Below are 23905 nucleotides of genomic sequence, written 5' to 3'. Positions count from 1 at the left end.
AGTATAACATTAATTACTACTTAAAAAACTTAATTTTTTAATAAAGCTTTAGCAAATTCCAAAGCCTCATCGCTTACAACTTCCCCGCTTACCATTCTTGCAAGCTCATAAGCCCGTTCTTGTGTTTGTAATTTTTTAACAAAACTTTCTTTGCCTTTTTTTTCGATTAAAAAATGATTATTGGCTGCAGATGAAAGCTGTGGCAAATGAGAAATGGCAAAAATTTGATAAAACAAAGCAAGCTCATTTAAAACTTTAGCAATACTCATGGCTTCTTTTCCACTTAAATTGGCATCAATTTCATCTAAAAATATAATGCCTTTTCCCGAATTTAAAATTTTGCATTCTGTCGCAATAAAAGCAAGTCTTAGGCGGTTAAGCTCTCCGGAACTTAAATTTTTTAATTGTGCTTCATTGATACTAAGTTTAATCTCATCTTGCCCTAAAATCGAAATTTTATCACACTCGATAAGCTCTAAATTTGCTTCTTTCATATAAAGATTTTTCAAGTACTCATTAAGATAATTTTGTAATTTTTTTAAATTATTTTTTCTGGCAAGAGTGATAGAGTTAGCATATTCTTTTAAGTTTTTTTCCAAAATACCAAGTTTTTTTTCAAGATCTTTTTTCTCAAAACTTAAATTTTCATAATGCTCCAATTCTTTTTTCTTATTTTCTAAAACCTCCAAAGCATTTTCAATGCTCTCATAGCGCTTTACAAGAAAAGATAATTTTTCTATCCTATCTAAAATGACTTCAATATCGCATTCAAGTTCTTCCAAAGATTGATTTTCGGCAATCACACGCAATTCATTCATACACTCACTAAAAAATTCGCCATCAACCTCACTTAAATTCAAAGCATTTACAACAGCTTGTTCGAATTCAAAAATTCCACTCGCCTTAGCCCAAGCTTCTTCTAATTTATCCTTTTTTGAAAGCTTTTTTTTCAGACTTAAAAGCTCTTCATATTCGCCTATTTTGGGATTAATGCTTGAAATTTTTTCAATCTGATTTTGTGCAAGTTCTTTAAGTTCTTCTACCTTTTTTTCTTCATTAATGATTTTTTCAAGCTCCATTTTTGCAGCGCTAAAACGCTCAAATTCTTTTATAAAATCATCTTTTAATTTCGCAAATTTAGGATTTTTATCACATTCTAAAGCATCTAAAAGCGTTAAAAATTTTTCATTACTAAATTCATTGTTTTCTTTTGCACTTAAATATTTCACAAAACTTTTACTTAAATTTTGAAGACTTTTTTTGGCTATGCTTTGGTTATTGATAAAATATTTTGTATTTTTTTCTTTTAAAAGCTTAAAAACATTATCCTCTTCGCTCTCTATACCGTATTCTTCTAAATTTAATTCATCATCAAGCTCTAGCTCCACAAATTTAGCCTCACTCTCAGTCAAAGCAAAAGCAGACAAAATTCCTTTAAAAAGCACTGATTTTCCAGCTCCACTTAAACCCGTAAATACCGTAAGCCCTTTTGAAATTTCAAGTTCAGCTTTTGTAAAACTTAAATTATCTTTCATCAAAATTCTATTAATCATTAAGAACCCCAATTTAATTTTTCTTTTAAAATTTGAAAATAATCCCTTTTTTTAGGATGGATCAATGCGACATTTTTATCACTCAAACCTACTTTGATACTTTCAAATTCATCGACATTAAAATTCTCTTGTCCATCGATACTAAAAATACAATCTCTAGCTCCAACTTCAAGTTCAAAACCACGCGGTAAAACTATAGGTCTTTGTGTTAAAGAATGAGAGCACACAGGAGTTAAAACAAAAACTTCAGCCAAAGTATAAACTATAGGTCCATTTGCACTTAAGTTGTAAGCCGTTGAACCTGCAGGCGAAGCAATAATTAAACCGTCGCCAAAATATTCATTAAAAATTTTACCCTTACGATACACTTCAATATGTGCCATTGACAAGCTTTGTTTTCTATAAAAAACAATATCATTAAAGGCATTTTTATGAACTACTTCTCCCTTTTTATCCTTCAATGTAATATCTAGCATAAAAGGCTTTTCAACTCTAAAATTCCCTTTAAAAAAATCATCAAAAAATTCTCTAGCGTATTCAACTTTAAAATCCGTTAAAAAACCTAATTTTCCAGCATGAATACCTAAAATCGCCTTATCATACTCATAAGCTTTTCTGCAAAGTGAAATTAAAGTCCCATCTCCTCCTAAAGAAATCATAAAATCACTTTTTTTGAAAAGCTCATCTAATTCATAAGTTTTTAACTCTAAGTCTTTAGAACTTCCTTTTAAAAGCAAAAGCTCCACTTCTCTTGGCTCTAAAATTTCTTTTAAGCTCAAAATCTCTTTGTCTAGTTTCGAATTTGGGCGCGTTACGAGCCCTATTTTTTTAATATTCTTATAATCAATTATTTTTTGCATAAAAAATTATAACAAATCTTAGCTAAGCAAAAGAATAAACATACTATAATTTTAAGTTATTTTTGAAATTTTATTAAATAAGGAAAAAATTTGCGAAGTCATTACAATACAGACTTAAGTTCTGCAAACATAGGAGAATCTGTAAAACTTTGTGGTTGGGTGAATAGCTACCGCGATCATGGCGGTGTGATTTTCATTGATTTAAGGGATCGTAGCGGTCTTATTCAACTTGTTTGCGACCCAAAAGATAGCAAAGAAGCTCATGAAATCGCATCTCGCACTAGAAACGAATTTGTTTTAATTGCCGAAGGAAAAATTCGTCCTCGTGGCGAAGGACTGACAAATCCTAAGCTTAAAACAGGGGAAATAGAAGTGGTAGTGAATAAACTTACCATAGAAAACGAAAGTGCAGTACCACCATTTGGCATAGGCGATGAAAGTGTGAATGAGGAGTTGCGTCTTAAGTATCGCTTTTTAGATTTAAGAAATCCTAAGCTCTACGATAATTTCGCTTTGCGTTCTAAAGCTTGCATAGCGGCAAGAAATTCTTTAGCTAATATGGGTTTTTTAGAAGTTGAAACTCCAATTTTAACAAAGGCTACCCCTGAGGGAGCAAGAGATTATTTAGTGCCTTCTCGCGTTCATCAAGGTGAATTTTATGCCCTCCCACAAAGTCCGCAACTTTTTAAACAACTTTTAATGTGTAGTGGCTTTGATCGCTATTTTCAAATTGCAAAATGTTTTAGAGATGAAGATTTAAGAGCGGATCGTCAGCCTGAATTTACGCAAATTGATGTGGAAATGAGTTTTTGCGAACAAAAAGATGTGATGAGTGTAGCTGAAATCTTTTTAAAAGATATTTTTAAAGCTTGCGGTAAAGAAATTCAAACTCCTTTCAGGCAAATGCCTTATCGCGAAGCAATGGAAAATTACGGAAGCGATAAGCCTGATTTACGTTTTGATCTAAAGCTTATTGATGTGATTGATATTTTTGCTAAGTCAAACAATGAAATTTTTGCAAATATTGCTAAAGATGGCAAGAAAAACCGCGTTAAAGCCCTACGCGTTCCAAAAGGTGATACGATTTTTTCAAAAAGACAAATGCAAAGATTTGAAGAATTCGTGCGTAAATTTGGTGCACAGGGTCTAGCTTTCATACAAGTAAAAGAAGATGGACTTAAAGGCCCACTTTGCAAATTCTTTGATGAGACTGATTTAAACGAACTTACTAAGCGTTGCGAACTTGAAGTGGGCGATGTAGTCTTTTTTGGCGCAGGAGTTAAAAAAACCGTACTTGATTATATGGGAAGATTTAGAATTTTCTTAGCACAGGAATTAAATTTAATTGATCCAAATGCTTTAGAATTCTTATGGGTTGTTGATTTTCCTATGTTTGAACAAAATGATGATGGAAGTTATTCTGCAATGCACCATCCTTTCACTATGCCAAAAAATATTGATGAAAGCGATTTAGAAGAAATTTCATCCATTGCTTATGATGTAGTATTAAACGGCATCGAGCTTGGCGGTGGAAGCATAAGAATACATAAAAACGAAATTCAGCAAAAAGTCTTCAAGCTTTTAAACATTGATGAGGAACAGCAAAAAGAAAAATTTGGCTTTTTACTTGACGCTTTAAGCTTTGGTGCACCACCGCATGGAGGCATTGCCATAGGACTTGATAGGCTAATTATGCTAGTAACTGGTGCAAGTAGCATTAGAGAAGTGATTGCTTTTCCAAAAACACAAAGAGCACAATGTCTAATGACAGACGCACCAAGTGCACCAAGCAATGAAGCAATGAGAGAATTGGGACTAAAATTAAGGGAGAATATAAAATGAAAGAATTGTTTTTAATCATAGGTGCGCCAGGTAGCGGAAAAACCACCGATGCGAGTTTGATCGCAAAGGCTGATGAAAATATCACACATTATTCTACAGGCGATCTTTTAAGAGCTGAAGTTGCAAGCGGAAGTGAGCTTGGCAAAACCATAGATGGCTTTATTTCCAAAGGAAATTTAGTACCTTTAGAAGTAGTGGTAAATACTATCGTTTCAGCACTCAAAGTTGCTCCTACAAAAACCGTTATTATTGATGGTTATCCAAGAAGCGTAGAGCAAATGACAGAATTTGATAAAGTTTTAAGTAAGCAAAACGAAGTTTGTCTTAAAGGCGTTATAGAAGTTAGAGTAAGCGAAGAAGTAGCTAAAGATCGTGTTTTAGGAAGAAACCGTGGAGCTGATGATAATGAAGAAGTGTTTCATAACAGAATGAAAGTTTATACCGAACCTTTAGAAGAAATCATTTCTTTTTATCAAAGCAAAAATTTACACTTTGTGATTGATGGCGAAAGAACGATTGAAGTGATTGTCGCCGATATGAAAGATTTAATCAAAAAAATTCAAAATTCATAAGGAGAAAAAATGGACTTAAGTAAAATTAAAATAGGAGACATTCCAAATAAAATCAACGCTGTGATTGAAATTCCATACGGATCTAGTGTTAAATACGAGCTTGATAAAGAAAGTGGTGCGATTTTTGTTGATCGTGTAATGGCTAGTGCGATGTTTTATCCTGCAAATTATGGTTTCATTGCCAATACTTTGGCTGATGATGGCGACCCTGTGGATATTTTAGTGCTAAATGAGTATCCTGTTCAAGCTGGCGCTGTGATTCCTTGTCGTTTGATTGGCGTTTTGATTATGGAAGATGAAAGTGGAATGGATGAAAAACTTCTTGCAGTTCCAAATTCGAAAATTGACGCAAGATATGATAATATCAAAACTTATACCGATTTGCCGCAAGCAACACTAAATAAAATCAAAAATTTCTTTGAAACCTATAAAATTTTAGAACCAAATAAATGGGTAAAAGTGCAAGATTTCAAAGATGAAAAAGCTGCAATTGAAATTTTAGAAAAAGCGATAAAAAACTACAAATAATCTTTTAGCCCTATTTTGGGCTAAACCCTCAAGGATTTTTCAATGAAAAATATCATTTTAGGTGGTGGATGCTTTTGGTGCATAGAAGCTGTTTTTGAACGCATTAAAGGCATTATAAAAACTGAAGTTGGATATAGCGGAGGGGCCCACAATCCTAGCTATGAAAGTGTTTGCGCTGGCGATGGCAATATAGAAGTGGTAAAATTAACTTACAATGAAAATACAATTTCATTATTAAAAATTCTTGATATTTTCTTCAAAATTCACGATCCTACAAGTCTTGATAAGCAAGGAGCTGATGAGGGAATTCAGTATCGCTCTGCAATCTTTTATGATGATGAAAATGAGCTAAAAATCATTGAAAATTTTATCCTTAATCAACAAAAATTATTTTCCTTGCCCATAGTGACAAAAATTTACAAACTAAAACATTACTATAGTGCAGAAACTTATCATCAAAATTATTTTAGCAAAAATCCAAATCACGCCTATTGTCAAGCTGTTATTTTGCCAAAACTACAAAAAATATTTATTTAGTTAGTTATCTTGCATTTATCTAAAGCCTTTTGAATTTTATTTATTGTATTTTCTAGAAAAGGTGATATATTCTTACGATAATTCCTAAAATTTTCTTTTAATGTCTTGTCGAAAAGTTTTGAGCCATCTGGATCTAAGTTAATGAATATAGTATAACTTTTCTTTATTTGATTAAACATTAAGTTTCTATCTTTAAAAGAGCATAATTGATTACTATAAAGCAAAAAAGAGCTTGGAATTGATATTTTTAAATAAATTGCTGCATTTTTATATTCAGTTCCCTTATCCAAATAACCTATACTCTCTAAATGATCATAAAATTCTTCATAATGCTTTATAAATTTAAGTTTTTCTTCAAAGATTTGTTTTTCTAAATCTTTAGTAGATGCTTTTAAGCTTAGGTATTTTTGTTTTTCATTTGAGTTTAAATTGCTTATGAAATTTAGGTAAAGAAAAAAAAATCGTTCACTACCGACTAAAAAGTAAAATGTATCAGCGTAATTTTTAAGAGAAACTTGATAATACCTATCCTCAAATCCAAAGAATTTAGCTACCTTAAAATCAAAAATAGCCTTTTGCATTTTTGCATTTAAATCTTTAAAATCTTCTAGTTTAGGTTGATAATCATCTACAATTTTAATCATGTCTTTATGAGTTGGGTTTAAAGTCATTTTTTCAATGATTCTAAATTCTTGTTCTTTTTCAAAGCGATGATTTGTTTCCCAATAAATCGTATATAAAGGAGAATAAAGTAATTTTGCAAGCACAGCAAGTATTATGATCAATATAATACAAGGTATATAAAATCTTTTAAGTTTGTAAAAAGGTTTATTCATTTGTATTCCATTTTACTTTAAAGGAATTTATATTAAAAGTCCTAAGCAAAGTCATTAAATTCACTTATTTTTAATAAATTTATTTTTTCTTAGGACGAAAGATTGAAATATTCTCCTCTCTAGCTTCTATGTATACTCCTTCAATTAAATCTATGCAATAAGGCACTGCAGGAAAAATCGGCTCTAAACATTCTTTTATGGCCTTTGGATTGCCTGGGAGATTGATAATTAAGCTTTTATTGCGAATGCCTGCACTTTGTCTTGAAAGTATCGCCGTTGGGACATATTTTAAGCTTTGCATTCTCATAAGCTCGCCAAAACCTGGAAGCATTTTGTCACAAACCGCTTGTGTTGCCTCAGGCGTAACATCTCTAAGTGCTGGACCAGTTCCACCAGTGGTGATAATCAAATCGCATTTTTTCTCATCACTTAAAAAAACCAATTTTTCTATAATTTTCTCATATTCATCAGGAATAAGCTCACAATGAAAAATAAGCTCATTTTTAATATAAGCTTGCAAAACATTTTTCACTTCACAAGTTGCTTTATCTTCATAAATTCCGGCACTAGCTCTATCGCTTAATGTTAAAATTCCTATATTTATACTTTGCATTTTCACTCCATTATTTTTTTAATATCTGAATTTTCAAGCTTTTCTTGCTCTAAAAGCAAGTTGGCAAGTTGTATGATTTTTTCTTTCATAGGCTCTAAAAAATCTTGCAATTCTTGCTTTATCGTCTCCAAATTTGCTTCATCTAACATATCGTAATTTATCATATAAGCCACAAGTTCTTTTGTTTTAATCAAATCCATTTGAAAATTGGTATAAGTTTCATTATAGATGATTTTCATTGCTAAATTTCCAGCCAAATACACTTTAATTTTGTTTAAAAGCTCAGATTTTGATCTTAGCGTATGCTCGTATTCTTTAAAGCGATCTTCCATTAAGGTGATTTTTTCAAAACCTATATCAAAATAATAAGCACAAAGTGCTTTAGCGGCTTGATAGGTGGCTTGAATTTTTTTCTCATTCTCATTAAAAGTAAGCACCTTTCTTTGTCCTAAAAGAACTTTATTTAACACGGCGTAAAAATCACTTTCTTCAACTCTATCACTTTGCCTTCTTAAAGCATTAATGGCTGCTTCATTAACCAAAGTTTCAAGTCCAGCTCCACTAAATCCCACACTTGCCTTAGCAATTTTACTTAAATCAACATTATTTTTTTTATCTTTCATATAAATTTCTAAAATTTTAAGTCTATCCTTAAAATCTGGCAAAGAAACAAAAATACGCCTATCAAAACGCCCTGATCTTAAAAGTGCAGGATCTATGAGCTCAATTTTATTTGTGGCTGCGATGACTATCACGCCGTTATTATCTTCAAAGCCATCCATTTGAGTTAAAAGCTGATTGAGCGTTGTATCTCTTTCAGTGTTTGAATTTTCTCCTCTGATTTTTCCTACAGCATCGATTTCATCGATAAAAATAATACTTGGAGCCATCATCTTAGCACGCGAAAAAAGCTCTCTGACGCGTTTAGCACCCATTCCTACATAAATTTCAACAAAGGCTGAACCATTTTGATAAAAAAATGGCACTCCTGCTTCGCCAGCTATGGCTTTAGCGATTAAAGTTTTTCCAACACCCGGAGGACCTACTAATAAAACCCCTTTTGGCATCTTAACTCCAAATTCTTTATATTTTATAGGATTTTTTAGAAAATCTACCAATTCACCAAGCTCTAATTTTACTTCATCTACACCTGCAACATCATTAAAACTCACGCTTGTAATAACGGGTTTAATGTCTTTATTTTCAAAAGAATTTAAAGAAACACTAGAATTTGCATTGGCGGAAATTGGGAATTTTTTTCTTTGCTTTCTTTGCATTAAAAACATAAATACCAACAAAAATACGATAAAAAATGCAAACAAAAATACCAAAATAACATCAAAATAATTTGCACTAATTTCTACAGGTACTTGACTTAAAAGTTCCTCTAAATTCACCCCTTCTTTAATAATGAGATAATTTTCTTGCTCCGTTTTTATAAAAATTTTATTTTCATCAACAATGGCTTTTTGTATCAAACCTTCTCTTAAAAGCCCATCGTAAAAAGCCTTATCTATATATTTTGGTTCATTTTTCAAATATAAAATCGCCATTAAAACACATAAAATCAGAAAAGAACTTAAAATAATTTTCAAATTTTTCATCATTATCCCCTTAAATCAACTTCATTGTCGCTAAAATTAACCTTACATTCATTTATATTAATCCATTGTTTCGACAAATCTTCATTGGCATAGATTTTAATTTTATTATAAAATTGATCATAACCTTCATAATAATCATTTTTTTTATTTTCTACCAAAATGCTTAAATTTTGATTATTTTTTTGTCTAAAATTAAAGTTATTTTCACTAACAATTTGAGTTAAAATTTTAAGTCTTGACTTAGCAATATCCCCATTTATAGTATCTTTTAAGCTAGCTGAATGAGTGTTATTTCTTGGAGAAAAAATAAAAGCATGAATATGAGTAAGCCTAAATTCTTTAAAATTCTTTAAAGCTTCTTGCCATATTTCTTCACTTTCACCAGGATGAGCAACTATAAAATCGGTTCCCAAAGCAAAACCTTTGTCTGCTAAAAAATTAAATAATTTTAAGTCATTATCTGTATGCGATCTTCTTCTCATAATGCGTAGCATTTTCTCGTGCGTATGCTGCAAAGCAATATGTAAATGCCTTTCTAACCAAACTTCATCCAAAATTTCCAAAAAACTCTCATCAATTTGTACAGGTTCTAAACTTCCAAGTCTTATGCGTTTTATGCCTGAAATTTTGCCTAATTTTTGTAAAAGCTTGCCTAAACTTGTATTATCTTTAATTCCATAAGATCCGATATTTGTACCAGTTAAAACAATTTCACTGTAACCATTATGGGCTAAAATTTTAACTTGCTCTATAATTTTTTCTTCTTTAACACTTCTTGACTTGCCTCTAACACTAGGAATAATACAATACGAACAAGCAAAATCACAACCTTCTTGAATTTTCACAAAAGCCTTGGTATGATTTTTATACTCACTCACTATATCCTCATCGATAAAATTTAAATTTCCAAGCTCATAAAACGAATTTTCTTTTTTTAAAAATTCATTAATTTTATGTTTATTTGAAGCACCTAAAACTCCAAAAATTTCGCCTTTTTCTAAAAGTTCTTTTCCTCTACTTACAGCCCCACAACCCGTAAAAATAATCTTTTTTCCTTGTTTTTTCATGGTATGAATATAAGTTCTAATACCGCTATCAGCACCATTGGTAACCGTGCAAGAATTTACCACAATGATTTGTGCTTTTTGCTCTTCATCTGTGATTTCATAGTCTTTAACATATTTTTTCAATAATTCACTATCATAAATATTTGTCCTACAACCAAAAGTCTTAAAATAAACTTTTTCTTTCAAAATAAACTTCCTTCTTGTTCTTCTAAAATCGGTTTTTCTTTATTGCTTAAATAAAGATTTTGACTCGGATAAGAAATTTTTATATCTTCACATTTATTAAATTCGCTAATAATTTCACGGCTAATCTTACTTCTTAAAACCAAAGCAGTGTAAGAATTATTCATATACCATGCCGAAATTCTCATGCCATATTCTTCAAAAAACATAAAAAACCGCGGTTCAACTTTAAGATTTCTAATGCTATATTCATTTCTTAATTTTCCCATACCCTTTTTAGCTAAATCTGTGTAGTTTTTCGCATGCTTTGTCACAACTTGCTCCACTATCGCCATAGCCTTATTATGATTAGAATCAAAACTGATAGTAATATCTATACCATCCCAAATGGTTTTCATTCCATGATGAGTATAATTTGCAATAAGTCCTGTAAAAATATAATTATTAGGGATAAAAATAATTCGTCCACTGCGACGATTGGTTGTATAAGTTGTTAAGGTAATATCCTCATAAATTGTCATTCTTAAAAAAGAAATATCAATAATATCACCCACATAAGTAGTATTATTTTGCCACACTTTAATGCGATCGCCCACCCTAAAACTACTACCAAAAATAATCACACACCAACCAAGCATAGACATAAACATATCTTTCATTGCAATAGCCAAGCCCGCCGAAGCAAAACCAAGTACCGTAACTAAATAAGTGATATTTTCAATATAAGCAAAAAGTAAAATCAAAAAGATAATGCTAATATTAATAAAATTTATAATTTTATTTGCAGTATAATAGCGTTCATTGTCACTAATGTATTTCTTACTTGCAATTTTAAGCAAAAAAGAAACAATCAGCACGAAAATAATGGCCGCTACGATATTAATTGCCCTTAAACTTTGAGTCTTGATATCACTTCTTACCCTTTGAATTTCCTCATCTACATTTTTTTCATAAACCGAAAAAGAAACCTCGCTAAAATTTAAAGCCTGCTCAAATTCTTCTAACTTTTTATCCGAAGCCTTAAGAAGCTTAAAATTTTCATTACTAGGATTTAATTTTACAAGGGTTTTTAACTCTTCATTTTTTTCTTTGATAATATTAAATAAATCTTGAAATTCTTTAAAACGATTAAGGTATTCTTCCTTAGCATTTCTTAGTTTTCTAATATGCGAAAGTCCAGAAATGATGGCAAAAGGATTAGTTAATTTAGGCAAACTTTCCACACTATCAGGTAAGGATAAAAATTTAGCAAAATTTAATTCTTTATATTCTGCAAGCAAACTTAATTGCTCTTCTAAATGACCTATTTTTCGTAAAATTTCTTCTTTTTCTCGATTTGAATTTGCTTTATCAAGCTCTGAATTTAAAAAATTAATTTGAGTTTTTAATTCTTGATATTTTATAAAATTTTCATATCTTACATTCCAAATGCTATTTTCAATCGCCTTATCCAAAGACATAATTTTCTCATTTAATTCATCGCCTATAGTTTTATTTGCAAACAAAGCCGTACAAAAAATCAAAAGCAATATAATTTTTTTCATGCAAAAACCTTAAGCGTTTTAAGGATAATTTCCTTGGAAATATCCTCTTTGATAAAGCCCTTACCAAGCTGTGAAGGCAAAATGAAATTTATCTTAGAATTATAACTTTTTTTATCCCTAAAAAAGGCCTGATAAAACTCATCAATGTTTGCGATTTTATAAGATATTGGCAGATTAAATTTAAGTAGAATTTGTTCTATTTTTTTACATTCTTCTTGACTTAAAAAGCCTAAATTGCAAGCCAAGCAATTCGCCATATTCATTCCTATCGCTACTACTTCACCATGCAAATAAGTTTTATATTCTGTAAAATTTTCTATCACATGGGCAAAAGTATGTCCATAATTTAAAAGCATTCTCACTCCGCTTTCTTTTTCATCATTTTCCACAACCCTAGCTTTAAGCTCTATACTTTTTGCGATAATTTTAGTTAAAATTTCATCCCCACAACTTGCACTTAAAAAGGCTTTTGCATCGATACTTTCTATAAATTCAAGCAAATTTTTATCAAACATTATGGCCATTTTTATAAACTCAGCCATACCAGCGGCTAATTCTCTCGCGCTTAAAGTCCTCAAAAATTCACTCTGACAATACACGGCTTTTGGCTGATAAAAAGTGCCGATAAGATTTTTACCAAAAGCATTATTAATACCTGTTTTTCCACCCACTGCAGCATCAACGCAAGCTAAGAGTGTTGTAGGGATATTTATAAAATCTATCCCCCTTTGATAAATACTTGCCGCAAATCCTCCCATATCACTAATAACTCCGCCACCAAAGCTGATAAGCACACTTTTTCTATCGAGTTTAGAATTAAACATTTGGTTTAAAATTTCTTCTATGGTGTTTAAATTTTTATATTCTTCCCCATCTTTAACCGTAGCAATAAACACTTCTTTGGCTTTGATTTTTAAAAGCAAGCTTTTTAAATGAAGACCTAAAATTTTTGGATTTGAAAGTATAAAAACCTTAGTGTCAAACTCTAAATTTTTTAACTCATCAACATAAACTTTATACGCATTTTCTTTTAAATTTATATCTATTTGCATTTTATCACTTTTGTATATTTTAAAATAAGTTTTTATTGTAACAAATTCAGGCTAATTCTTGTCTTATTGTCAAAATAAAATAAAAATTTTGATATAAAATGTTATTTTTACTCTACGGGTATGAAAAGTTGATAATTCTTATCCATTTTATAATACAAGCGATTTAGATCCATACTAAAACTTTTACCAAGATTGGTACTTGTTAGCCTAGAATTAAAACTGATAAATTGCAAAGCATCGCTTTTTTTTGTCATAGCTAAAATAGGATTTTCGTCTTTAGTATGAATGATTTCTATTTTTTTATTATAAAGCCTAGCAAGACTTTGAAAATACTCCAAAACAAAAGAGCTCTCTTCAGAATGAGTTGACTCATAATGATACAATTTTACGCCCAAATCAAGCTGAGCACTAAGATCCATCACGACATTAGATTGTGCCTCAATCTCACTTTCTCCAGAGCTTAAAATCGTAGCCTCATTAAGCTTATCAAAATCATTTTCGCCAATTTTTAGAAGCGGAATTTTTAATTCATATAAATTTTTCTTATTTTTTTCAAAAAAACTTTTATCAACCACAAAAACCCCGATATTATTATTTATTAAATAAGAATCCAAATATTCTTTTTTAATTTGCGTATAATTAAAATAAATATTCATATTTTCAATATCTAAATTTTTTAACTTCTCGTATAATTGACCCAAAGTAGGATTAAAAACCTCTATAAAAAGCTTTTTATTGTTGATTTTTGCATGCAAAGACAAACAAGTGCTTAGAAGTTTTTCTTGAGTTTCTTGAGTCATTGTTTTCATATCCAAAAAACAGTAAATATTACTTCCAAAAGGACTTGGGAACTGCCCCTTGTCTTTTTTAACATTATGATATACACCTTGCAAAACACTAGGTTCGCCCACCACCAAAATACTGTCATTAGGCTGAAGCATAAAAGAAGGCTTGACAAAAAATATTTTATTATTTCTATAAATAAGTGCAATGCGCCATTTTTTTTGTGCAATAGAACCAATATGACGATAAGCAAAAGCTGAACCAGCTGGAATTTTAATCTCCATAATTTCGCCAATACCCAGTCCAATAAATTGTGCTGTTAAGGCCACATCAGGCAAAAAATCCAAAAGTCTATGTGAAAGCGTAGCTTTAGAATCAATTAAATCACAATATTCATCATTAATAGGCAACCCCCAAAAATCCATAATCACAATATCAAGCTTTTTATTAAAACTTCTTAAGTTTTCATAAGTTTTTCTTACATCAAATTCATCTTGCATATAAATAAAAACTTGTGAGAATTCTTTCATCATAATGCGTTGCATTTTAGCAGTACTTGTAGGATCAAATTTAACAAATTCTATATATTCGTTTTTAATACTTAAATTTACACTATCTTCATTATAATAAAGTATCGTAAAATAATGCTTTAAACCTTTTTGTAAACAAAGTCTTTCTAAAAAATGTTTTGCCAAAAAGCCATCTAGGATAATTAAAATATTATTCATTCACAAAAACTCCGAAAGAAAAAGGCTAATTATAGCAAAAATTAGAATAAATTTTTTAAGTAAGCTTTTGTTACAATTTTAATTTTTATAAAATTTAAGGGAAATTATGGATTTTAAAGTAAAACACAAAGATAATCACGCAAGAGTTTGTCAAATTACCACAGCACATAGCACTTTTGAAACTCCAATTTTTATGCCCGTTGGCACAATCGGTGCAGTAAAAAGCCTTGATGCGCTTGATTTAAAAAATGAACTCGATGCAAAAATCATCCTTGCTAATACTTATCATATGTATTTAAGACCAGGATCAAAAATCGTAAAAGAATTTGGCGGTTTGCATGGTTTTAGCAAATTTGATCGAAGTTTTTTAACTGACAGCGGAGGCTTTCAAGCTTTTTCACTTTCTGCAAATTCTAAGCATTTTAAAGAAGGGATAGAATTTAAAAGCCATATTGATGGGAGTAAGCATTTATTTACCCCACAAAGCGTTTTGGATACTCAGTATGATTTTAATTCTGACATTATGATGATTTTAGATGATTTAGTTGCACTTCCTGCAAGCAAAGAAAGAATTAAAATTTCAGTTGATCGCACGATAAAATGGGCGAAAGAAGCTATAAATTATCATAAATTTAAGCAAAGTCAAGGCATAGGATTGAAACAAAATATTTTTGGTATCATACAAGGTGGGACTGACTATGAAGAAAGAAAGCGTTGCGCTTTAGCTTTAAATGAAATGGATTTTGATGGACTTGCAATTGGCGGGCTTAGTGTTGGGGAAGAAAATGCTTTAATGTATGAAACGGTAGAAAATTTAAATCCTTTTTTGGATGAAAATCGCCCTAGATATTTAATGGGCGTTGGAACGCCTGAAGATTTGGTGGAAAATGTAGAGCGTGGCGTTGATATGTTTGATTGTGTTATGCCAACAAGAAATGCAAGAAATGGTACATTTTTTACAAACTTTGGTAAATTTAATATCAAAAAAGCCGAGTTTATCAACGATCACGAAGCCATCGATAATACCTGTTCTTGCTATACTTGTCGTAATTTTTCGCGTGGATACTTAAATCATCTTTTTAAGGCCAAAGAACTTACTTTTTTTCGCCTTGCTAGTTTGCATAATTTGCATTATTATCTTGATTTAGTCAGTAAAATGCGTGAAGCTATCAAAAAAGGTAAATTTACTGAATTTAAAAAAGAATTTTATGCCAAAAGGTTTAAAAATGCACTATGATGAAAACTTAGCTAAATTTTTAGCTAATAAAAATTTAAATACACTTTATACAGATTTTTTAGGACAAAAAATTTTTATTTTAAACGCCGATAAAATCTATATTTTTGGTTTCGAAGAAAATCAAATTTATAAATTAGAAAATTGCGAATTTCAAAATTATCAATTTGAAGATTTCATAGCTCTTATACGCCTTAATATAGAAGAATGTAAGGCAAATAATTTTCATTTTGAAAGCATCTTAGAACACAAAGAGAATGTACTTTTAAAAGGAATTTTAATCAAACATTTTTTTAAGAAAATATTCATTTTAAAGCAAAAAATCAATAAAAACATAAAAACCTTAAATTTGCTTAGCGAAGCTTTAAATTTGCTTATAAGTGAACAAAATTTTTGCAAAAAAGCCCTAAAACCCCTACTCTTAAGCACTAATATTTCTTTAAGAACAGCCAAAGAAAGCTTAAATAGACTCAATGAAATGTATTCGCTTGTAAGCGCTATGAAAAATGAAAGAATGAATAAAAGCATTTATTTTCTAAGTGTGCTTTCGGCAATTTTTCTACCCTTAAATCTTATCGTAGGATTTTTTGGAATGAATACCGAGGGTTTGTTTTTTGATGGAAATAAAAACGGCACTTGGTATATCTTTTCTACTATTTGTTTTATACTGATTTTTGGGCTTATTTTTTATAAAAACAAAAAGGAAAAAGAATTAGATTTTGATGACAAAATAACAAAAAAGTCAAAAAAATAACTTAATTTTAAGAAAATAGTGATATAATTACACTTTTTGCGCCCATAGCTCAGCTGGATAGAGCATTTGATTGCGGTTCAAAAGGTCAGAGGTTCGAATCCTCTTGGGCGCACCACTTTATCTGCGTTTATTTATCCAAACCATCATTCAACTTTTCATCATTTTGTCATCCAAACACAAAGGATCTTTTGTTTTAAGAAAAATAGATGGTTTAAAAAGAGATGTTTCGCTGTGCTTAATATGACAAGGGGTTCTAGAATAACTAGGAGTTGTTCACAAGTGAATGAAATGCTGGCAAAGCCAAGAGCCTTGCACTCTTGGCGTGGATTTTGTTTAAGTATAGGTTAAACAAGGCTTTCTTATAATTTTTTTGGTGTTTTAAGAGAGCTGGTTAAGCAATTTAATCAGCTCGTTTATTACTTCTAATAATATTAAAATTACATTTAAAATCTTTTCTATCATTAGTAGCACCTTTCCCACCAAGAGAAATTAATCACTTAAACGAAATAATTCTATCAAAGTTTTCTTAAAATTTATTGCGTGAGAAGTTCCGAGGTTCGCAATGGTGAGGGTTTGTCACCAAGCAACGCGAAGGATCTAAAAGGTTAAGGTAAAATGGTTGTGATCTGAAAATATTGATTAATGGTTTTTAAAAGATTCACTCTTGAGCGCAAAATTTCTTGGGCCGAAGTAATATAAGAATTACTCGCATCTAAATAATCTTTAAGCTCACTTTTCCCAAGTTCGTATTTTTGTAGGTAAGCTTCCTTGATAAGGAATTGTTTGGCATTAATTAATTTTACATTTTCTAATAATTTTGTATTGTATTCATAATCCTTATAACAAAGCCTAAATTCATTCAAAGCACTTTGTAAAATTTGCTCGTATTCAAAAACTAAAATGTCATAGGCGTATTGTGAAATTTTAATGTTTTGCTTCACTCTACCATAGTCTAAAAAAGGCAGGGAAATTTTTACATTTCCACCTAAAATCAAAAATTCAAAACTATCATTTAATTCACTTGCATCACCATTTAAATTTGCCCCTAGACTTATGCTTGGAAATATTGATTTTTCTATACTTTGATAATCTTTAAATGCCGCTTGAAGATTATTGGCTTTTGACTTTACATCAGGACGATTAGCAAAAATATATAAAGGAATATCAAAATCAATAGCCAATTCCTTAAAATCTGACAAAGAAAGATTTTGAAAATAAGAAATATAAGTAAAACCCTGCTCTTTTCCAATGAGTTCTTGAAGATTTTTAATAATGAGTTCTTTGTTTTGCTGATTGCTTAAAAGATTTTGCTTAGCACTTAAAAGATTTTGCTCGATATTTAGCAAATCAAGCTCTTCAATCTTACCATATTTAAGTTTAAATTCATAAATGCTTTTCATTTGTTCTAAATTTAAAATATATTCATTTAGTAATTTTTCCACATCATTAAAATACAAAAGTTCAAAAAGATAATTAATGCTTTGATTTACAATACTTAGTTTTAAATTTTCAAGATCATATTCACTGGCTTTTGCGCTAAATTCTTTAGCTTTTACACTGTCTGAAATTTTACCATAAATATCTAACTCATAACTTAAATTCAAGGCATTTGAAAAGCTTTTACTCTCGCTACCTAAATTCAAATCTCTAGCAATATCTGCACCCAAATTCGCACTCAAAGTTGGATAAAGATCAAAATCAATGAGTTTGTACCTTGCCACAGTACTTAAAAGATTTGCCCTTGCAACATTAATATCTTTGTTATTTAAAATCACAAAATCAAGCATTTGGTTTAATTTTTCATTTTGATAGTTTTTCCACCAAAGCCTTGAAGCATTAAATTCGCTGAATTCTTTTTGGGTTAAATTGTTTTCTATAGTAATGGGCGAATTTTTACTTGCACAAGAATATAAAAAAAAGCTTAAAAATATAAAAAAAAATAAATTTTTCATAAATCATTCCTTAGATAAAGCATTGATAGGATTTAAATTGGCTGCATTTCTTGCAGGGAAAAAGCCAAAAATAATACCAATCATCACAGAGCTTAAAAGCCCTAAAAATATGGAATTATAAGACATTATCATTAAAAAATCTTTGCTAAGTTGATTAAAAACATACATCACACCAAAGCTCAAAGCCACACCCAAAATCGCACCTATAGTACAAATTAACACCGCTTCAAGTAAAAACTGTATCAAAATATCTTCTTTTCTTGCTCCAATAGCCATTCTAATGCCAATTTCTCTTGTTCGCTCACTCACCGAAACTAACATAATGTTCATCACACCAATACCGCCAACAATCAAAGAAATTACTGCAATAGAGGCAATAAGTAGTGTTAGAGTTAGAGTATTAGCTTCTACTGCTTTTTGTATAGCATCAGAATTTACCATAAAAAAATCTTTTTTACCGCGTTTGATTTCTAAAACTTGGGCTATAGTTTGTTCGGTTAAATTAGGATCTACACCATCTTTTAATTTTGCTACTATGGATCTTAGGCGTTTATCTCCGGTGATTTTATTCATCACTGTAGTGTAGGGCACATAAAGCTCAACTGTGCCATTGGTTGGATCAAAGCCACTTTGATCATCTTGTCTTTGCAAGACTCCAACTATTCTTAAGGGTTGAGAATCATAAATAACAACTTTGTTTAAAATTTGCTCTGCACTAATGCCATGAAATAAATTTTTGCGTCCATTATCATCAAGCACGGCGATATTGGCATTTTCTTTGATATCAATATCATTGATAAATCTTCCTGCAGCGAGTTTTAAACCGCGAATTTTCATACGATTTACCCCAACGCCATTTACCCTTGCTTGCAAAGAAGTATTAGCATAAGTTACTATACTAGAATCCCTTACATCAGCTTCTGCAGCTTCTAAATAAGGTAAAGCATTTAAAACATTTAAATCACTCAAACTTAGTCTAGTACGACCTGATCTTATATCTCCAAGTCCTCTACCTGCAACGATTTGTATAGTATTTGTACCTATGGCACTGATAGATGAAAGTACTTTTTGTTGGGTCCCAAGCCCTAAAGCCACGACACAAACAACTGAAGCAATGCCTATAATGATACCTAACATAGTAAGAACAGATCTTAATTTATGTGCGATGATAGAAGTAATAGACATTTTAAAGCATTCTGAAATTTGGTTTTTAAAAAGAGTGTAATTCTTTTTTTCTTTAGGCATTTTATGAATTTCATAATTACTTTGGCTTTGCTCTTGTTTAGTGTCGCTTAAAACCTCGCCATCTTTGATTTCAATCACTCTTTTTGCCTTAGCGGCTATGTCTTTATCGTGAGTAACTAAAATAATGGTATGACCTTCTTTATTAAGCTTTTGCAAGATCTCAAGCACCATAATGCCGCTTCTACTATCTAATGCACCAGTTGGCTCATCAGCTAAAATGAGCTCTCCGCCATTAATCAAAGCTCTTGCAATACTCACTCTTTGCTGTTGACCACCGCTTAATTCATTAGGTCTTGCATTAAATTTATGTCCTAATTCTAATTCGCTTAAAATTTTTTTTGCTTTTTGCTCTCTTTCTTCTGTGGTCTTTCCTGCATAAATGGCTGGTAAAACAACATTCGAACCCGCACTTAATAAAGATAAAAGATTGTAGCGCTGGAAAATAAAACCAATTTTTTCTCTTCTAAGCCTTGCTTTTTCATCTTTACTAAGGGTTGTAACTTCGTAATTTTCAAAAATATAAGATCCGCTACTTGGACTATCAAGAGTACCTATGATATTTAAAAGTGAAGTTTTACCACTCCCACTTTGGCCTATAATGGCAACAAATTCGCCCTTCTCTATCTCTAAAGAAACATTCTTTAAAATGGGTGTTTGATTGATACTTTTGCAGATATTGCTAAGCTTTATCATCTTGGAATTCTGCCTATATTTTGGCTTTTTACATTTTGACTTTGTTTATTAACAATAACCAAATCCCCTACCTGCAAGCCCTGCTTCACTTCAGTATTTAAGCTGTCTTTAATGCCAATTTCTATGTGTTTTTTAAGCACTTTTTCATCTTTTAAAACTTCGACAAAATAACCTTTTTCATCGTTTTTTATGGCTATGGTTGGTACGGCTAGGACATTGCTTGCATGATTAATCTCGATTTGATTTTCTGTGCTCATGGCTATGCGTAAGAAATTGTTTTCATTTTTGACAAAAAAGCGCGCGTAATAATAAATGGCATTGCTTGTGGAGCTTGAATTTAAATTCGCACTTGAGCTTGAAGTGCTTGTAGAATCGCTTAAAACCGTATCGGCAGGATCTATGCTTGAAATTGTGGCTTCGTATTTTTTATCCGGATCGCTAAGTATGCTAAATTTCACCTTTTCGCCGATTTTGATTTTATTGATATCTGCTTCGGTGATTTGCATCCTTACTTCCATCTCGCTTAAATCCGCCAAACGCACCAAAGTAGGAGCATTTTGCGAGGCATTTACGGTTTGACCTACTTCAACAGCGATATTGACAATTTGTCCATCACTTGGAGCAGTAATAGTAGTATATTCAAGATCTTTTTGAGCATTTTTGAGTGAAATTTCAAGCTGGGTTACTTGGGCGTTTAACTCTGCAACATTGGCTTTGAGTAAGTAAAAATTATTTTTAATGCTTTCTAAACTTTCTAGCGAAGTGGCTTTTGACTTATAAAGCTTTTGCTCTCTTTCGTATTGTCTTGTGGCAATTTCTAGAGCAACTTTTTTGCTTTCTAAATTTGCCTTAGCGCTTGCAAGCTGGGCTTTTGTGATATCAAATTCGTTTTGTTGTTTGTCTTTATCGATTTGTGCGATTAAATCCCCTGCTTTTACATGATCGCCCAAATTCACATAAAGCTTTGTAATCTGTCCGCTAACTTGAGCGCCAACATCAACTTGTGATTTTGCATAAACTTCGCCTATAGCTTCTATATTTTCTGAAATATCCATAGTTTTTACTTCATAAGTAAGATAGCTAAAATTTTCTTTTTTATAAAAGTAAAAATAATAAATTCCTAATATAAAAACAGTGAGCAAAATAAGAATAATTAGTGTTTTTTTCATTTTTTTCCTTAAAGATAAAACAAAGAATTTATCTTATAAAAGTGAAGTTTATGTGAATTTGTTGTTTTTAAATTTGAAAATTTTATGAGCGAAATGTAAAAAATAAATTCTTAATTTTTGATTATACATCACATAACCGCCCAAAAGTCCCAAAATGCTTCCTAAAGCCACATCGATAAATCTTGCTTTTGTGATTAAATCCGCATCATAACTCATAGAAGTCGCGCTCTCTACTAAATAAGTCACATAAGGAGTGATAAAAACCATCGCCAAGGCATAGTTTTTAAACACGACATATTCTGTCATAAACATCAAAAACATCATGAGCAAAATAAAAGCAATAGGCGAAAAATGAATTTTTAACAAAAACCAAGCAAAAATCGCCCCAATAAAAGTGCCAATAATCCTTTGAAACTGTTTAATCCAAATAGCGCTTACGCTAATTCCTTGCATTACAGCCGTGCAGCTTACCCCAACCCAATAACTACGCTCCAAAGATAAAAACGAGCCTAAAAACATCGCAAAACCCACAAAAGCACCCATAATTAAAGAATCCACCACAGTGGTATTAAAGCCCAAATGCCCTCTAGGCGGAACTTCGCTGGGCAAGCTATTTTTAAAAACATAAATCACGCTTAAGGAATACAAAAAAGCCATCACATTTGCCACCATAGTCCCTAAGCAAATAAGTCCTATTAAAGTGATAAAATCTTTAACTTCAAAAGGTAAAAAAGTCCCTAAAATACAAGCAAACACAAAGAAAAAATAACCCGGCGCTCCCAAATCATAATAACGCACCAAAATAGAACTACAAGCTGCCACAAAAGCCACAACAAAAGGCGTTAAAACAGGCGATAAATGAGCCAATAAACCCAAAAAGAAAGAAAGACTTATACCAAAAGAAACGCACATCACCACAGCCATTCTATGGTGCATTGGGGTATTTGGCACATATAAAAATGCCGCCACGCCCAAAATCGCTATAAGTCCATAATCCATTCTTTGAAAAAACATAGCAACACTTAAAATCAAACCCACACCCAAAGCTGCAAAAAATGGAAGTTGCCAAACTCTTTGACAAGGATTAAATTTAAAAATGGGCGCTAGTTTTGAAAAATACTTTTTCAAGCCAAAGTTCCATGTTTTTCATAATGAGAAATTTGCGTGCTTTGATTATCATCATCTACAAAAACCACACAAGGTTTGTGATTTTTAGCCTCTTTGATATCCACATTTGCATAAGCCATAATAATGACTTTATCATTAATTTGCGCAAGTCTTGCAGCTGCACCATTTAAACATATCATACCGCTATTTCTTTCTCCGGCTATAGTGTAGGTTTCGAAACGATCACCTGTATTGACATTTACGATTTGAACTTTTTCATACTCTAAAATTCCGCTTTTTTCAAGCAAAGCCTCATCAATGGTAATGCTTCCTACATAATCCAAACGCGCCTCTTTTACTGTGGCTCTGTGAATTTTGGCTCTTAGCATGGTTACTTGCATTTTTTCTCCTTAAAAAATAAATAAATTATAAATAAGTTGGTTTAAAGTATAAAATTATATCTATAAAATCTTAAGTGTTTTTTAGCTATTTTACAAGGCTTTAAGATATTAGCTTAATAGCAATTATAAGACTTAGCGCTATAAAATAGCAATGGATAAAAGGATAATGGGTTTTTGTGTGGTTTTGTCATCTGGGCAACGCAAAGGAACTTTGTTTTAAAGAAATTTTTCTTTTATTGAATAAAATGGGTGATTGAATAGAAATTCTTCGCATTCGTTCAGCATGACGAAAAAAGAAGGCTTAGAATATGAGTGAATGGGGTGTTTAGCGAAGCCAAGAGCCTTGCACTCTTGGCGTGGATTTTGTTTAAGTATAGGTTAAGCAAGGCTTTCTTATAATTTTTTGATGAAAAATTTTTTATAGCTGATTAAGTAATTTAATCAGCTCATTTACTATCTCTAGTAATTTTAAAACAATATCTAAAATCCTATTTATCATAGTAATTCCTTTCCCACCAAGAGAAATTAACCACTTAAACAAAGCAATTCTATCAAAATTTTCTTAAAATTTATTGCGTGAGCGGTTCTGATCTTCGCAACACTGGGGTTTATCGCCAAGCAACGCAAAGGATTTTTGTTTTAAGGAAATTTTTGTTTTGTTAAAAAATGAAATGTTAGTAAAGCCAAGAGCCTTGCACTCTTGGCGTGGATTTTGTTTAAGTATAGGTTAAGCAAGGCTTTTCTATAATTTTTGAAGAGAAATTAGAGCTGGTTAATTATTTTAATCAGTTCTTTTACTATTTTTAGCAGTTTTAAAACAATGTTTAAAAACCTATCTAACATAGCAATTCCTTTCCCACCAAGAGAAATTAACCACTTAAACGGAGTAATTCTATCAAAATTTTCTTAAAATTTATTGCGTGAGAAGTTCCGAGGTTCGCAATGGTGAGGGTTTGTCACCAAGCAACGCAAAGGATTGCTCAGCATGACAAAAAAAGCTTAGAATGACGCACCACGCAAGGGATTTCTTCGAGTTGTACTCTCAAAA

20 protein-coding genes and 1 tRNA gene are annotated in these 23905 nt (G+C 31.2%); 7 read left to right on the top strand and 14 right to left on the bottom strand.

Translation table 11 applies throughout. The annotated features are described in order from the left end of the window. Positions 1 to 29: 29 nt before the first annotated feature. Both ELQ16_RS08050 and ELQ16_RS08045 read right to left on the bottom strand, forming a co-directional pair. Complete coding sequence (locus tag ELQ16_RS08050) at positions 30 to 1553, bottom strand: AAA family ATPase (RefSeq protein WP_134239040.1); 1524 nt, start codon at positions 1551 to 1553, stop codon at positions 30 to 32. Continuing rightward, positions 1553 to 2413, bottom strand: a complete 861-nt coding sequence (locus ELQ16_RS08045) for an NAD(+) kinase (protein ID WP_134239039.1) — start codon at positions 2411 to 2413, stop codon at positions 1553 to 1555. Before ELQ16_RS08045 ends, ELQ16_RS08050 begins: the two co-directional genes overlap by 1 nt. Positions 2414 to 2503: 90 nt before the next feature. Between ELQ16_RS08045 and aspS the strand changes: the two genes are divergently transcribed. The 4 genes from aspS to msrA are packed head-to-tail and all read left to right on the top strand — an operon-like array spanning position 2504 to position 5892. After that, complete coding sequence (gene aspS / locus ELQ16_RS08040; RefSeq protein ID WP_134239038.1) at positions 2504 to 4255, top strand: aspartate--tRNA ligase; 1752 nt, start codon at positions 2504 to 2506, stop codon at positions 4253 to 4255. Next, complete coding sequence (locus tag ELQ16_RS08035; protein WP_134239037.1) at positions 4252 to 4827, top strand: adenylate kinase; 576 nt, start codon at positions 4252 to 4254, stop codon at positions 4825 to 4827. The genes aspS and ELQ16_RS08035 overlap by 4 nt, the downstream gene beginning before the upstream one ends. 9 nt (positions 4828 to 4836) lie before the next feature. Next, positions 4837 to 5355, top strand: a complete 519-nt coding sequence (gene ppa / locus ELQ16_RS08030) for an inorganic diphosphatase (RefSeq protein WP_134239036.1) — start codon at positions 4837 to 4839, stop codon at positions 5353 to 5355. 42 nt (positions 5356 to 5397) lie between these two features. Next, positions 5398 to 5892: a peptide-methionine (S)-S-oxide reductase MsrA gene (gene msrA, locus ELQ16_RS08025; protein WP_134239035.1), complete on the top strand. Its 495-nt coding sequence runs from the start codon at positions 5398 to 5400 to the stop codon at positions 5890 to 5892. On the opposite strand, the gene ELQ16_RS10195 is transcribed toward msrA, so the two are convergent. The 7 genes from ELQ16_RS10195 to ELQ16_RS07990 all read right to left on the bottom strand — a co-directional run bounded on the left by ELQ16_RS10195 (position 5889) and on the right by ELQ16_RS07990 (position 14302). Further along, a complete protein-coding gene (locus ELQ16_RS10195) occupies positions 5889 to 6728 on the bottom strand; it encodes a hypothetical protein (RefSeq protein ID WP_243832615.1) in 840 nt (279 codons plus the stop codon). The genes msrA and ELQ16_RS10195 overlap by 4 nt on opposite strands. Positions 6729 to 6807: 79 nt before the next feature. Next, a complete protein-coding gene (gene mog / locus ELQ16_RS08015) occupies positions 6808 to 7341 on the bottom strand; it encodes a molybdopterin adenylyltransferase (RefSeq protein ID WP_134239034.1) in 534 nt (177 codons plus the stop codon). Between the two features lie 2 nt (positions 7342 to 7343). Then, complete coding sequence (locus tag ELQ16_RS08010) at positions 7344 to 8945, bottom strand: AAA family ATPase (protein WP_134239033.1); 1602 nt, start codon at positions 8943 to 8945, stop codon at positions 7344 to 7346. A 2-nt stretch (positions 8946 to 8947) separates the two neighbouring features. Continuing rightward, a complete protein-coding gene (mtaB, locus tag ELQ16_RS08005) occupies positions 8948 to 10198 on the bottom strand; it encodes a tRNA (N(6)-L-threonylcarbamoyladenosine(37)-C(2))-methylthiotransferase MtaB (protein ID WP_134239032.1) in 1251 nt (416 codons plus the stop codon). Beyond that, positions 10195 to 11739, bottom strand: coding sequence for a mechanosensitive ion channel family protein (locus tag ELQ16_RS08000; RefSeq protein WP_134239031.1), 1545 nt, complete (start codon positions 11737 to 11739; stop codon positions 10195 to 10197). Before ELQ16_RS08000 ends, mtaB begins: the two co-directional genes overlap by 4 nt. Continuing rightward, complete coding sequence (aroB, locus tag ELQ16_RS07995) at positions 11736 to 12791, bottom strand: 3-dehydroquinate synthase (protein ID WP_134239030.1); 1056 nt, start codon at positions 12789 to 12791, stop codon at positions 11736 to 11738. The genes ELQ16_RS08000 and aroB overlap by 4 nt, the downstream gene beginning before the upstream one ends. A gap of 107 nt (positions 12792 to 12898) precedes the next feature. Then, positions 12899 to 14302: a COG3400 family protein gene (locus ELQ16_RS07990; protein WP_134239029.1), complete on the bottom strand. Its 1404-nt coding sequence runs from the start codon at positions 14300 to 14302 to the stop codon at positions 12899 to 12901. A gap of 106 nt (positions 14303 to 14408) precedes the next feature. Here ELQ16_RS07990 and tgt point away from each other — a divergent pair, with 106 nt between their 5' ends. The 3 genes from tgt to ELQ16_RS07975 all read left to right on the top strand — a co-directional run bounded on the left by tgt (position 14409) and on the right by ELQ16_RS07975 (position 16405). After that, positions 14409 to 15539 carry a tRNA guanosine(34) transglycosylase Tgt gene (tgt, locus tag ELQ16_RS07985; RefSeq protein ID WP_134239028.1) on the top strand — a complete coding sequence of 377 codons (1131 nt, stop codon included), beginning with the start codon at positions 14409 to 14411 and terminating at the stop codon, positions 15537 to 15539. Next, positions 15529 to 16290, top strand: coding sequence for a CorA family divalent cation transporter (locus ELQ16_RS07980; RefSeq protein WP_134239027.1), 762 nt, complete (start codon positions 15529 to 15531; stop codon positions 16288 to 16290). Before tgt ends, ELQ16_RS07980 begins: the two co-directional genes overlap by 11 nt. A 38-nt stretch (positions 16291 to 16328) precedes the next feature. Next, positions 16329 to 16405 (top strand) — tRNA-Arg (locus tag ELQ16_RS07975). Positions 16406 to 16895: 490 nt separating this feature from the next. Here the strand turns inward: ELQ16_RS07975 and ELQ16_RS07970 are convergent. From ELQ16_RS07970 to panD, 5 genes are read right to left on the bottom strand one after another with little or no spacing between them, the layout of a single operon-like run. After that, complete coding sequence (locus tag ELQ16_RS07970; RefSeq protein ID WP_134239026.1) at positions 16896 to 18242, bottom strand: TolC family protein; 1347 nt, start codon at positions 18240 to 18242, stop codon at positions 16896 to 16898. A 3-nt stretch (positions 18243 to 18245) separates the two neighbouring features. Then, entirely contained in the window at positions 18246 to 20180 is a 1935-nt protein-coding gene (locus tag ELQ16_RS07965) for an ABC transporter permease (protein ID WP_134239025.1), read from the bottom strand. After that, positions 20177 to 21349, bottom strand: coding sequence for an efflux RND transporter periplasmic adaptor subunit (locus ELQ16_RS07960; protein WP_134239024.1), 1173 nt, complete (start codon positions 21347 to 21349; stop codon positions 20177 to 20179). Before ELQ16_RS07960 ends, ELQ16_RS07965 begins: the two co-directional genes overlap by 4 nt. A gap of 48 nt (positions 21350 to 21397) precedes the next feature. Then, positions 21398 to 22477, bottom strand: a complete 1080-nt coding sequence (locus tag ELQ16_RS07955; RefSeq protein ID WP_134239023.1) for an FUSC family protein — start codon at positions 22475 to 22477, stop codon at positions 21398 to 21400. Next, on the bottom strand, positions 22474 to 22857 hold the full coding sequence (panD, locus tag ELQ16_RS07950; protein ID WP_134239022.1) for an aspartate 1-decarboxylase: 384 nt from the start codon (positions 22855 to 22857) through the stop codon (positions 22474 to 22476). The genes ELQ16_RS07955 and panD overlap by 4 nt, the downstream gene beginning before the upstream one ends. Positions 22858 to 23905: the final 1048 nt, after the last annotated feature.

The sequence above is a fragment of the Campylobacter sp. US33a genome, assembly GCF_004378855.1.
GTDB lineage: Bacteria > Campylobacterota > Campylobacteria > Campylobacterales > Campylobacteraceae > Campylobacter_D.
Note: the sequence above shows the minus strand (reverse complement) of the source record. Positions and strands in the feature narration are given on the sequence as shown.

Coding starts and splice junctions, on each gene's coding strand:
- ELQ16_RS08050 (WP_134239040.1), bottom strand. CDS start 1,553: ATGATTAATAGAATTTTGATGAAAGATAATTTAAGTTTTACAAAAGCT.
- ELQ16_RS08045 (WP_134239039.1), bottom strand. CDS start 2,413: ATGCAAAAAATAATTGATTATAAGAATATTAAAAAAATAGGGCTCGTA.
- ELQ16_RS08035 (WP_134239037.1), top strand. CDS start 4,252: ATGAAAGAATTGTTTTTAATCATAGGTGCGCCAGGTAGCGGAAAAACC.
- ppa (WP_134239036.1), top strand. CDS start 4,837: ATGGACTTAAGTAAAATTAAAATAGGAGACATTCCAAATAAAATCAAC.
- msrA (WP_134239035.1), top strand. CDS start 5,398: ATGAAAAATATCATTTTAGGTGGTGGATGCTTTTGGTGCATAGAAGCT.
- ELQ16_RS10195 (WP_243832615.1), bottom strand. CDS start 6,728: ATGAATAAACCTTTTTACAAACTTAAAAGATTTTATATACCTTGTATT.
- mog (WP_134239034.1), bottom strand. CDS start 7,341: ATGCAAAGTATAAATATAGGAATTTTAACATTAAGCGATAGAGCTAGT.
- ELQ16_RS08010 (WP_134239033.1), bottom strand. CDS start 8,945: ATGAAAAATTTGAAAATTATTTTAAGTTCTTTTCTGATTTTATGTGTT.
- ELQ16_RS08000 (WP_134239031.1), bottom strand. CDS start 11,739: ATGAAAAAAATTATATTGCTTTTGATTTTTTGTACGGCTTTGTTTGCA.
- aroB (WP_134239030.1), bottom strand. CDS start 12,791: ATGCAAATAGATATAAATTTAAAAGAAAATGCGTATAAAGTTTATGTT.
- ELQ16_RS07990 (WP_134239029.1), bottom strand. CDS start 14,302: ATGAATAATATTTTAATTATCCTAGATGGCTTTTTGGCAAAACATTTT.
- tgt (WP_134239028.1), top strand. CDS start 14,409: ATGGATTTTAAAGTAAAACACAAAGATAATCACGCAAGAGTTTGTCAA.
- ELQ16_RS07980 (WP_134239027.1), top strand. CDS start 15,529: ATGCACTATGATGAAAACTTAGCTAAATTTTTAGCTAATAAAAATTTA.
- ELQ16_RS07970 (WP_134239026.1), bottom strand. CDS start 18,242: ATGAAAAATTTATTTTTTTTTATATTTTTAAGCTTTTTTTTATATTCT.
- ELQ16_RS07965 (WP_134239025.1), bottom strand. CDS start 20,180: ATGATAAAGCTTAGCAATATCTGCAAAAGTATCAATCAAACACCCATT.
- ELQ16_RS07960 (WP_134239024.1), bottom strand. CDS start 21,349: ATGAAAAAAACACTAATTATTCTTATTTTGCTCACTGTTTTTATATTA.
- panD (WP_134239022.1), bottom strand. CDS start 22,857: ATGCAAGTAACCATGCTAAGAGCCAAAATTCACAGAGCCACAGTAAAA.